We start from the raw sequence: 10964 nt of genomic DNA on the forward strand, positions 1-10964 counted from the left end.
AATAAAATGCTGTTCGGTGCAGAGAGCAGTGACAGAAATGTCAACCGCCAGGGTAGCGCATGCGTTTACAACTATGTTGGTGTAAAACTCAGCATACCCACCCCACGTAGAGAAGAAAGCGTCGATTTTATAGAGACATCCGCTTATATACAGCGTAAGCACTATTCAATAAAACCGCCAATAAACTTTCGTGAGATGCCATTTGGGTATGAAAAAAAACCCCGGCGGGTGCCGGGGTTTTTATTTACTCATTAATGCGGGGATGTTGATCGACAAGTCGGGAACGTTTCGCCTGCAGGTCGGCAATTTCAGCATCAAGATCTTCTATCTTCTGCTCAATGTTGTCGTGATGCTCGCGCAGGATCTCTTTGGCTTCCTGAAGGTCAGAGGCGGCAGGGGTCGCCCCTTTCAGCGGCAGGTTCGCCGTCTCTTTCATGTAAAGGCCGGTAATCAGGCCAATCACCGCAATCACCATCAGGTAGTAGGCCGGCATCATCAGGTTCTGAGTGCTCTCCACCAGCGAGGCGGCCAGCGTCGGGGTCAGACCGGCAATCAGTACCGAGATGTTAAAGGCAGCCGCCAGCGCGCTGTAGCGAATATGGGTCGGGAACATCGCTGGCAGTGTCGAGGCCATGACGCCGATAAAGCAGTTGAGGATCACCGCCAGCATCAGCAGACCGGCAAAAATCAGGCCGATCACATCGCTGTTAATCATAATGAAGGCCGGGATAGCCAGCACGAACAGCGCAATACTGCCGAAAATAATGAACGGACGACGGCCAAACCGGTCGCTCAGCAGACCCATAATCGGCTGCACAAACAGCATCCCCACCATGATGGCGATGATGATCAGCACGCCGTGATCTTCTGAGTAATGCAGGTTATGCGACAGGTAGCTCGGCATATAGGTCAGCAGCATGTAATAGGTCACGTTGGTGGAGATCACCAGACCAATACAGGTCAGCAGGCTACGCCAGTGCTTTGTTGCAATCTCTTTGAACGAGACTTTCGGACCGTCCTGCAGCCCTTCACGATCGCCCTGCTCCAGCTTATCGACATGCTGCTGGAACGCCGGGGTCTCTTCTAACGCGTGACGCAGATAGAGGCCAATAAGCCCCAGCGGCAGCGCCAGGAAGAACGGAATACGCCAGCCCCAGGAGAGGAAGTTCTCTTCGCCCACCACGGTGGAGAGCAGCACAACCACGCCCGCGCCCAGCACGAACCCGGCAATAGAGCCGAAGTCGAGCCAGCTGCCCATAAAGCCGCGCTTGCGGTCCGGTGAGTATTCGGCAACAAAAATTGATGCGCCGGTATATTCACCGCCGACCGAGAAGCCCTGGGCCATCTTACACAGCAGCAGCAGGATCGGCGCCCAGATGCCTATGCTTGCATAGGACGGGATCAGCCCGATACAGAAGGTACTGACCGACATGATCACTATCGTGATGGCGAGGATTTTCTGGCGGCCATACTTGTCCCCCAGCATCCCGAAGAACAGACCCCCGAGCGGGCGGATAAGGAAAGGAACAGAGAATGTCCCGAGGGCAGCAATCATCTGCACACTGGGATCGGCACCGGGGAAGAAGACTTTACCCAGCGCATAGGCCACAAAGCCATACACACCAAAATCGAACCATTCCATCGCATTACCGAGCGAGGCGGCGGTGATCGCTTTGCGCAGTTTACCGTCGTCAATAATGGTGACGTCGCGCAGGGTGATCGGTTTAACTTTTTTCCTTTTCAGCATTGCTATCCTCGTTGACTAAGCCCAGTGCTCACCACAGCGCTTACGGCGCTCTGTGGAACCCGGGAAGCGCCTCATGCGCATTCTCCTTTCTCAAGCGTAGCAGGTTTACTTACACTGACCTTTCGGAGCGGTACAACCGAACCTGTGACGCCTGTCTGGGCTGTTAATGATGCCTTTACCCTACCAGCGTTTATATTTGTGATCAACTTCACATATATTTTTAAGGTTTCCCCCAGAAGTGTCAAAAGTGTAAATAACCCGTCATGCGTTATTTCTCAAACCTGCATCTAAAAATACGCTTTCCGGCGTTATTATTTGCTGTCAAATCAAAAAATCGCGACATTTATTTACAATGCGTTCACAGCCCTTCTAATAATCAAAATGCAGATCCCCGGTTTCCGTAAAATATGTGATCGAGATAACTAAAACGCTGTTTTATTTTCATTGAATCATCATTCCAACGATCGCATCATAAGTCCGTCAAAACGAGTCCGGTGGCCTTCAGATGAAGGTTTAAAAAACCAGGCTGGTTATATCTGCTGTATGAATGACGAATAGCCTGACGCCTCAAAGTCACAATTCGTTGAATTCATTAGATTATTAAATATCACTTGTCCGCTGGCGATGCGTGATGAGATGTGAGGGTTAATGATGAAGATTAAAGCCGCGATTGAACGTATCCCCGGGGGGATGATGCTGGTTCCGCTGGTGCTGGGTGCAATTTTAAATACCTTAGCCCCTAATACCGGAGCCTATTTTGGTGGATTCACCAAAGGCATGATTACCGGGACAGTACCGATTCTGGCGGTATGGTTCTTCTGTATCGGCGCCTCCATTAATTTACGGGCAACGGGCACCGTATTACGTAAATCCGGTACGCTGGTGATTACCAAAATTGCCGTGGCCTGGGTAGTGGCGATGATTTGCGCCATGTTTATCCCGGAAAATGGTATTCAGACCGGCTTCTTCGCTGGCCTCTCCGTGCTGGCGATTGTCTCTGCGATGGACATGACCAACGGCGGTCTGTACGCCAGCCTGATGAACCAGTACGGCACCAAAGAAGAGTCCGGCGCCTTCGTGCTGATGTCTCTGGAATCCGGCCCGCTGATGACCATGCTGATCCTCGGCTCCGCCGGTCTGGCCTCCTTTGAACCCCACCACTTTGTCGGCGCCGTCCTGCCGTTCCTGATCGGTTTTGCCCTCGGCAACCTCGACCACGATCTGCGTGACTTCTTCAGCAAAGCCACCCCGGTGCTGATCCCGTTCTTCGGCTTCGCGCTGGGTAACACCATCAACCTGAACGTGATTCTGGATACCGGCCTGCTGGGTATCGTGCTGGGTGTGGCGGTTATCATCATCACCGGTATTCCGCTGATTATTGCCGACCGTGTTATCGGTGGAGGGAATGGTACTGCGGGTGTCGCCGCCTCGTCCGCAGCGGGTGCTGCTGTAGCGAACCCGGTCATTATCGCCCAGATTAACCCGGCGTTCGAACCGGTTGCCGCTTCCGCCACCGCGCTGGTTGCTGCAAGCGTCATCGTCACCGCGATTCTGGTTCCGATTATTACCGCGCTGTATGCCAGACGCTTCGGTCAGGTCCCGGCGAATAATGCGGAACAGACGCCGGTTGAATCACTGCATCACTAATGAATATCCAGACCCTCTCCCCGCCCGGGGAGAGGGTAAAACCTTACTCCCCAAACACCTCGTCCACCATCGCTTTTGCCAGCCTGGCCGCCGAACAGAGTCTCGGCATCCCCAGCGCCACGTTCTGCCAGCTCTGCGTCACTGACCAACACACCGGATGCCGGTCGGCATCACACCAGTCCCCCAGCCAGCCAAGCATATCTTTATGATCGATAATCCCCGGCGTACTGGGCGTGGTCAGCCACTGATGGTAAAAATGGCGGGTCGCAGGCGCGGCATTGATCCCCTGCGCCAGGTAGTTCGCCACCATGCTGCACAGGTTATCTTTGAGCATGGCGCTGACATCGGCATTCGCCAGCCGACAGGCGTCGCCGAACGCCCCCCAGCGCAGCTCCTCCAGCACCACATAGCCGCGACCGGCCAGCGACCAGCCGTCATAGTGCCCGGCCCGCCAGCGGGTAAAAATCTGTTCGCTGTGAACGCCTGCCTGCACCGTTAACCCGCGCTGGGTTAACGCCTTCTCTTTAAACTGGGCGCGTTGATGGAAATGCGCGGAGAGGATTTCATACTGATGCACCAGCCCAATGGGGGGTTGGTTACGCAGATTAGCCTGCTGGCGCAGCGTGGTCAGGGTCTGGGTCATGCGGGTCAACGCCAGATGGCCGGGATCCACCATGCCCGCCAGCTTCTCCGCCAGCCCGAGCCGCAGCACAGCATTTTCGCTGAACATTCCCCCCATCGCCCACTGGCGAAGCTGAGCCTGCGCCATGATCTCCTGGGTTAAACGTTCACGAAAGTGCTGCTGTTGCGACCCTACAGAGGTGTGACGCTGCGCGTCAGCCCCCTGCACCAGATCGACCATAAATTTAGGATGAATACATTCCAGCGTCCGCCCGGGACCGTCCAGTAAGTGTTTTGTCATGGTTGCTCTGCCGCGAATAGCGTTTGAATATCATCGCGTAACAGTCGGGTGTCTTCCTGAATCCACGTCGCAGTCGTAATACATTGCTGCAACAGCTGGCTGAGCGCACGTGTGGCATGCTCATTCTGCTGACGCACCGCGAGGCTATCACGCAAGCTTTCCTGTAACCCTGCCAGGCATAAGGAGAATTCTGCAAAGAATGTCGCCATACCTGCTGTAACAGAGACATCGACCTGGGCGCGCAAAGCTTTACGGATTTGTTCACAAAAGTGATCGATATGCTGATTAAATTTCTCATGAAGCTGTGACACGTTGATAACATACCGCGTCCGCGTCATCACATAATCTTCCCAGCCCCAGCCCGGATTGTTCAACCAGCGGGAGACCGTCTCGCGCAGGGCGCTGCCGGCACCCTGGGACTGACCGGCAGGCTCACTCTCCTGGGCGATGGCATCGCTGAACAGCCCCCGGGTATTAAAGTTAAGCTGGTTGGCCTGAAACGCCGGGAAGCTGATCCGCGCCCGGAAACCAGCATGGCTCAACTCTTCTTTAATGCGCGTTTCAATCGGGCGCATGGCGTCGTTCAGCGACCGCGCCAGCGTAGTCTCCAGCTGGTCGAAACGCAGCCCCAGTTCCCGACCGATTTTTGCCTGCGCATCCAGCATGACCATCTCGCAGGAGGAGCGGATTTTACTCAGCAGGATCTGCGCCTGGCCTTCATCGTCCAGCACCAGTTGACCGGGCGTTGCCGTGGCATCAGCACGCTGTTTATGCGGATCAAACCCCGCCAGATCGAACATATTGTCGGGATTAAAGACATGCGAAATGGCGAGTTTGATCTCGTTCTGCTGGGAGGTGAGAAACAGGTCCGTGGCGCTCAGGGCCTGGCTCACCTCATGCCGTACCTCATCGCTCACCGTCGCCTGACGGGAGTGAAGCAGCGCCATGTCCTCTTCCAGACGGGTAATATTGTGCTGCAACTCGTCGAAGGCCACCGTCAGCCCCTGATAGCGGAAATCCAGGTACTCGCGGGCGTTCTGGGCGTAGTTCAACAGCTTATGCGACGCGGAGCGTAACGCGTACAGCGAGGCGTTGGCGTAGGCGGCGTGGATCAGCTTGCGGATCGGCTGCTCAAACAGGGAGTCCTCCCACAGCAGGTCGGCAGAGTGGCGAACGTGTTCAATATCATCCAGATCGGCAGTGCGCCAGCGGCGGCCCAGCGCGGCTTCGGCGAAGTCCTGCACCCAGCGCTGCTCCTGGTGATCGGGCAACTTGCCGTGCATCTCCAGTTCGTGGCGCGCCCGGTTCGCCAGGTATCCCCACATCGACGAGACCGGGAAGATCTGCCCCGGGGAGATATGGCCCTTCATCAGGGTGCCGGAGATCATCGCCCGGATCTGCTCTTCATCATCGCTGTTGCGGTCTTTCTGATCGAACTTATTGACCAGCGCGTACAGTGGCACCGACTTACCGACGGCGGAGATGGCCAGCCGCACTTCGGCATCCGAGATCGACTTCAGCTGGGTATAGTCCATCACCGCCAGCACCGCCGACGCGCGGGCAAGCTGCTCGGTGAGCATTTTTTGCAGATGCGGCTGTCCGGCCTCGTTCGGCCCCGGGGTATCCAGCAGGGTTAATTGCCCCAGATGCCCATCCAGCCCGGCCAGATGGACAAACTCCACCTCAATAACCGGGATATTCTCGATCGCGGCATAGGCCGGGAACGGAAATTCTGTGCCCAGCGCCTGGGAGAGCCGCACTAAATCATTGAGGTTTTTTAAACAGATAAATATCGGCTGAGCACCCAGATAATGTTTTTCAAATGCTTCGCCGGCTTCAATGCGCCCGAGCAGCGCATTCATGTCTTTGTCAATTTCCAGCTGCTGCGCCAGCTTGCCGCGATCGTAATTGGCGAGCTTCTTCTGCATCTGCTTAATTAAGGTATCAATGGGCGCGACGTGAGAAAAATGCAGCACCGGCTCTTTCTGGCCGGGCGTGTGGCGGATCAGCGTCGGCAACGCGGTCATCGGGCGGTTGCGATTGGGCAACACTTCGGTGCCCACGATAGCGTTGATGGTTGTGGATTTCCCGGCTTTCATGGTGCCCACGATCGCCAGCACCATCTCCAGGCGGGTAATTTTGCGCAGCTCATTATTGAGCATCGACTGCTGCGCCTCTAAGCCACGGGCACTAAAATGCAGGGGTAAGACATTGCTGGTTTCACCAGTAATCGCCGAGGTGGCACTGTCCAGCATCGCGGCAGGCATGGCGCTCAGCGCCTCAAGATTCTGCAATGAGAGCTGCAACAGCCTTTCGGCTTCCTGGCTCAATTCAAATATAGTTTGTGTGTGCATAGTTAAAAGCCTTCCCTTAACACAAATTTTATATAACCGAATTGTTTTTAGAATGAAGGATCGGCTTATATGATTACGTGTTGTAAATATGTTCGAAGCAATATAATTCTGTCATGACAGTAAAAATATATTCTTACAGCGCGTGAAGTAGCGGAGCGCGCTCCTTCGGTCAGGGAAACCGAAAGATTAAGAGCCTAGCTCAAATTTTAAAAACTTCAGGAAAATTCAGCATTAGTTACCCACCAAAAATGGGGGGTAAATCATCCCGTGCAGACCGGGGATGGCGATTAAAGCATGTAAGTGAAATATCATTAGCGTCTTAACCTTATCTGAAATGACACAACGTATCAATTTGCCGCAATAAAATATTGTCGCTTTTAATCAGGCGCGTTTCTTTTCTGCGTCTGACCTCCAGCATCACCCAGGTCACTGACAGTCCATGTCATTCAAAAGATTATTTTTCGCCAAAAGCGAAAAATAATGTCACCGACAACAGTAAGGACTTGCGTTATACTTGCCGCCTTTTTCGACAACCTGTCGATTTTTGGCGGGCCTGATTGCCGCCGGTTCGCACTATTTTGAGGAGAACACCATGTCACTGCCACACTGTCCGAAATGCAGCTCTGAATATACCTACGAAGATAACGGGATATTCATTTGCCCGGAATGCGCTTACGAATGGAACAACGCAGAACCTGCGCAAGAGAGCGATGAACTGATCGTTAAAGATGCCAACGGCAACCTGCTGGCCGACGGCGATAACGTCACCGTTATCAAAGATCTGAAGGTCAAAGGCAGCTCGTCGATGCTGAAGATCGGGACCAAAGTCAAAGGCATCCGCCTGGTTGAAGGCGACCACAACATCGACTGCAAAATTGACGGCTTCGGCCCGATGAAGCTGAAATCCGAGTTCGTGAAAAAGAACTGATGTCTGTAGGCCCGGCAAAAGCGCCGGGCCTACAAATACCGAACTACACTTAACGGGCTTCTCTTTACCTGAGGTAATGATTATGCCGTTAAGTCCCTACATCTCATTCGCCGGTAACTGCGCAGAGGCCACCGCCTTCTATCAGCAGGCCGTCGGCGCTGAACTCCTCTATAAAATCACCTATGGCGAAATGCCCAAAGACGACAACACCGAAGAGGGTTGCCCGTCCGGCATGTCGTTCCCGGACTCCGCTATCGCCCACTCCAACGTGCGCATCGCCGGCAGCGATATCATGATGAGTGACGCCCAGCCCGGCGGCGGAACCCCCTATGCTGGCTTTACCCTCGTGCTTGACACCCAGGACGTCGCCGAAGGCAAGCGCTGGTTCGATAACCTGGCCGCAGGCGGCAATATTGAAATGGCCTGGCAGGAGACCTTCTGGGCGCACGGCTTTGGCAAAGTCACCGATAAATACGGCGTACCCTGGATGATCAACGTCGTTAAACAGCAATGACCCCGACGGCGGGCGTTCGTGCCCGCCTGTCATCCCTTTCACGTCAACTCTTCAAACTCCCGCAACCAACACTTAACCCAAATGTCACATTGATCCGCCAGCATGAGGCCACATTTATCGTGAGGCCCCGCACATGCAAACTGTCATCCGCGTCGAGAAACTGAGCAAGACCTTCCATCACAATAAGGCTCTGCATGCCGTTGATCTCACCGTCCGGCAGGGCGAAATGGTGGCGCTGCTGGGGCCATCCGGTTCAGGTAAATCCACCCTTCTGCGCCATTTGAGCGGGCTTATCACCTGCGATAAAACGCCGGAAAGCCACGTCGAGCTGCTGGGCAATACGGTGCAGCGCGCGGGTCGTCTGGCAAGCGATATCCGCAAGAGTCGCGCCCAGACGGGCTACATCTTCCAGCAGTTCAATCTGGTGAACCGCCTGACGGTGCTGGAGAACGTGCTGATTGGCGCGCTCGGCAGCACCCCGTTCTGGCGCACCTGTCTGCGCTGGTTCTCTCCTTCCCAGAAGCAAGAAGCGCTACACGCCCTGACCCGCGTGGGCATGGCCCACTTCGCCCACCAGCGCGTCTCCACCCTGTCCGGTGGACAGCAGCAGCGCGTCGCCATTGCCCGGGCGCTGATGCAGAAAGCCAAAATTATTCTCGCTGACGAACCCATTGCCTCGCTGGATCCGGAGTCCGCCCGCATCGTAATGGAAACCCTGCGCGACATTAACCAGAAAGACGGCATCACCGTGGTGGTGACGCTGCATCAGGTGGATTACGCCCTGCGCTACTGCGAGCGCATCGTCGCCCTGCGTCAGGGGCACGTGTTCTTTGATGGCGCGAGTCATCAGTTTGATAACGAACGTTTTGACCATCTCTATCGCAGCATTAACCGCGTCGAAGAGAACGCGCAGGCTGCTTAACGTCCCCACAACGAGGAATGGAAATGAGCTATAAAACGGTTGCCGCGCTGGCCTTCACCAGCATGTTCAGCATCAGCACCCTGTTAAGCCCGGCCTACGCCGAGGAGCAGGAAAAAGCGCTGAACTTTGGCATCATTTCGACGGAATCACAGCAGAACCTGAAGCCCCAGTGGGAACCCTTCCTGAAAGACATGGAAACCAGACTGGGGATCAAAGTGAACGCCTTCTTCGCCCCGGACTATGCGGGCATCATCCAGGGGATGCGCTTCAACAAAGTGGACATCGCCTGGTACGGCAACCTCTCCGCCATGGAAGCGGTGGACCGCGCCAACGGCCAGGTCTTCGCCCAGACTGTCGCGGCAGATGGTTCTCCGGGCTACTGGAGCGTGCTGATCGTGAACAAAGACAGCCCGATCAACAACCTCAATGACATGCTCGCCAAACGCAAAGAGCTGACCTTTGGCAACGGCGATCCCAACTCAACCTCTGGCTATCTTGTCCCTGGCTACTACGTCTTCGCCAAAAACAACGCCTCCGCCAGCGACTTCAAGCGCACGGTCAACGCCGGGCATGAAACCAACGCCCTGGCCGTCGCCAACAAGCAGGTAGATGTTGCCACCAACAACACCGAAAACCTCGACAAGCTGAAGACCTCCGCGCCGGACAAGCTGAAAGAGATCAAGGTGATCTGGAAATCCCCGCTGATCCCCGGCGACCCGATTGTGTGGCGTAAAAATCTCTCCGAAAGCACCAAGGACAAGGTGTACGACTTCTTTATGAGCTATGGCAAAACGCCGGAAGAGAAAGCGGTTCTGGAGCGTCTGGGCTGGGCACCGTTCCGCGCATCCAGCGACCTGCAGCTGGTGCCGATTCGCCAGCTGGCGCTGTTCAAGCAGATGCAGGGCGTGAAGGACAACAAAGGTCTCAAGGAAGAGGAGAAGAGCAGCAAAGTCTCTGAAATTCAGGCCCAGCTGGACGATCTTGACCGGCTGACCGCCGCGCTGGGTGCGATGACCAGCGTGAATAAAGCGGTGCAGTAACGCTTCTCGCCCGGTGGCGCTGCGCTTACCGGGCCTACATTTTGGATCGTAGGCCGGATAAGCGTAGCGCCATCCGGCACACAAAGACCCACGGAGTAACACATGCAAACCATCACCCTCCCACCGCCGAAACGCAGCTGGTTCTCGCTCATAAGCTGGGCCATCCTGCTGGCGGTGCTGGTTATCTCCTGGAAGGGCGCGGAAATGGATCCGCTGCTGCTCTTCAAAGATTCCGGCAATATGGCGACCTTCGCCGCCGACTTCTTCCCGCCGGACTTCAGCCAGTGGCAGGACTACCTCAGCGAAATGGCGATCACCCTGCAGATCGCCGTCTGGGGCACCGCCCTTGCCGTTGTTCTCTCCATTCCGTTTGGCCTGATGAGCGCCGAAAACATCGTGCCGTGGTGGGTTTACCAGCCGATGCGTCGCCTGATGGATGCCTGCCGCGCCATTAACGAAATGGTGTTCGCCATGCTGTTCGTGGTCGCCGTCGGCCTCGGTCCGTTCGCGGGCGTCATGGCGCTGTTCATCCATACCACAGGCGTGCTCTCCAAGCTGCTCTCCGAAGCGGTCGAAGCCATCGAGCCCGGCCCGGTGGAAGGTATCCGCGCCACGGGTGCCAACAAAATCGAAGAGATCCTCTACGGCGTCCTGCCGCAGGTGATGCCGCTGCTGATCTCCTACTCCCTGTACCGCTTTGAGTCCAACGTCCGCTCCGCCACCGTCGTCGGCATGGTGGGCGCAGGCGGGATTGGCGTCACCCTGTGGGAAGCCATTCGCGGTTTCCAGTTCCAGCAAACCTGCGCCCTGATGGTGCTCATCATCGTCACCGTCAGCCTGCTGGATTTCCTCTCTCAACGTTTGCGTAAGCACTTCATCTGAGAAGCGAG

The 10964-nt window shown here is 55.6% G+C and carries 9 protein-coding genes; 6 read left to right on the top strand and 3 right to left on the bottom strand.

Annotated features, from left to right (window positions below; all coding sequences use genetic code 11):
- Nucleotides 1-244 precede the first annotated feature (244 nt).
- A complete protein-coding gene (gene proP, locus WFO70_RS19290) occupies nt 245-1747 on the bottom strand; it encodes a glycine betaine/L-proline transporter ProP (RefSeq protein WP_337018477.1) in 1503 nt (500 codons plus the stop codon).
- A 651-nt stretch (nt 1748-2398) separates the two neighbouring features.
- On the opposite strand from proP, the gene kdgT reads away from it, so the two are divergent.
- Nucleotides 2399-3394 (top strand): 2-keto-3-deoxygluconate transporter, encoded by a 996-nt coding sequence (gene kdgT, locus WFO70_RS19295; RefSeq protein ID WP_337018626.1) that lies wholly within the window; start codon nt 2399-2401, stop codon nt 3392-3394.
- Nucleotides 3395-3437: 43 nt separating this feature from the next.
- On the opposite strand, the gene WFO70_RS19300 is transcribed toward kdgT, so the two are convergent.
- Together WFO70_RS19300 and crfC are read right to left on the bottom strand one after the other, a co-directional pair.
- Nucleotides 3438-4316: a diguanylate cyclase regulator RdcB family protein gene (locus WFO70_RS19300; protein WP_337018479.1), complete on the bottom strand. Its 879-nt coding sequence runs from the start codon at nt 4314-4316 to the stop codon at nt 3438-3440.
- Nucleotides 4313-6670 carry a clamp-binding protein CrfC gene (crfC, locus tag WFO70_RS19305; protein WP_337018481.1) on the bottom strand — a complete coding sequence of 786 codons (2358 nt, stop codon included), beginning with the start codon at nt 6668-6670 and terminating at the stop codon, nt 4313-4315. The genes WFO70_RS19300 and crfC overlap by 4 nt, the downstream gene beginning before the upstream one ends.
- A gap of 592 nt (nt 6671-7262) precedes the next feature.
- Between crfC and WFO70_RS19310 the strand changes: the two genes are divergently transcribed.
- The 5 genes from WFO70_RS19310 to phnE all read left to right on the top strand — a co-directional run bounded on the left by WFO70_RS19310 (nt 7263) and on the right by phnE (nt 10956).
- On the top strand, nt 7263-7598 hold the full coding sequence (locus tag WFO70_RS19310; RefSeq protein WP_337018483.1) for a zinc ribbon domain-containing protein YjdM: 336 nt from the start codon (nt 7263-7265) through the stop codon (nt 7596-7598).
- An 82-nt stretch (nt 7599-7680) separates the two neighbouring features.
- On the top strand, nt 7681-8112 hold the full coding sequence (yjdN, locus tag WFO70_RS19315) for a VOC family metalloprotein YjdN (RefSeq protein ID WP_337018485.1): 432 nt from the start codon (nt 7681-7683) through the stop codon (nt 8110-8112).
- A gap of 133 nt (nt 8113-8245) precedes the next feature.
- Nucleotides 8246-9034 carry a phosphonate ABC transporter ATP-binding protein gene (gene phnC, locus WFO70_RS19320; protein WP_337018487.1) on the top strand — a complete coding sequence of 263 codons (789 nt, stop codon included), beginning with the start codon at nt 8246-8248 and terminating at the stop codon, nt 9032-9034.
- 23 nt (nt 9035-9057) lie between these two features.
- The gene (phnD, locus tag WFO70_RS19325) at nt 9058-10074 is read left to right on the top strand and encodes a phosphonate ABC transporter substrate-binding protein (protein ID WP_337018489.1); all 1017 of its coding nucleotides are present in this window, start codon (nt 9058-9060) and stop codon (nt 10072-10074) included.
- A 102-nt stretch (nt 10075-10176) separates the two neighbouring features.
- Nucleotides 10177-10956, top strand: coding sequence for a phosphonate ABC transporter, permease protein PhnE (phnE, locus tag WFO70_RS19330; protein WP_028015213.1), 780 nt, complete (start codon nt 10177-10179; stop codon nt 10954-10956).
- Nucleotides 10957-10964: the final 8 nt, after the last annotated feature.

This window comes from Leclercia sp. AS011, from assembly GCF_037152535.1.
In the GTDB taxonomy this organism is placed as follows: Bacteria; Pseudomonadota; Gammaproteobacteria; order Enterobacterales; family Enterobacteriaceae; genus Enterobacter.

What these genes read in the sequence shown, in the direction of transcription:
- proP (WP_337018477.1), bottom strand. Translation starts at nt 1,747, where the DNA reads ATGCTGAAAAGGAAAAAAGTTAAACCGATCACCCTGCGCGACGTCACC.
- kdgT (WP_337018626.1), top strand. Translation starts at nt 2,399, where the DNA reads ATGAAGATTAAAGCCGCGATTGAACGTATCCCCGGGGGGATGATGCTG.
- WFO70_RS19300 (WP_337018479.1), bottom strand. Translation starts at nt 4,316, where the DNA reads ATGACAAAACACTTACTGGACGGTCCCGGGCGGACGCTGGAATGTATT.
- crfC (WP_337018481.1), bottom strand. Translation starts at nt 6,670, where the DNA reads ATGCACACACAAACTATATTTGAATTGAGCCAGGAAGCCGAAAGGCTG.
- WFO70_RS19310 (WP_337018483.1), top strand. Translation starts at nt 7,263, where the DNA reads ATGTCACTGCCACACTGTCCGAAATGCAGCTCTGAATATACCTACGAA.
- yjdN (WP_337018485.1), top strand. Translation starts at nt 7,681, where the DNA reads ATGCCGTTAAGTCCCTACATCTCATTCGCCGGTAACTGCGCAGAGGCC.
- phnC (WP_337018487.1), top strand. Translation starts at nt 8,246, where the DNA reads ATGCAAACTGTCATCCGCGTCGAGAAACTGAGCAAGACCTTCCATCAC.
- phnD (WP_337018489.1), top strand. Translation starts at nt 9,058, where the DNA reads ATGAGCTATAAAACGGTTGCCGCGCTGGCCTTCACCAGCATGTTCAGC.
- phnE (WP_028015213.1), top strand. Translation starts at nt 10,177, where the DNA reads ATGCAAACCATCACCCTCCCACCGCCGAAACGCAGCTGGTTCTCGCTC.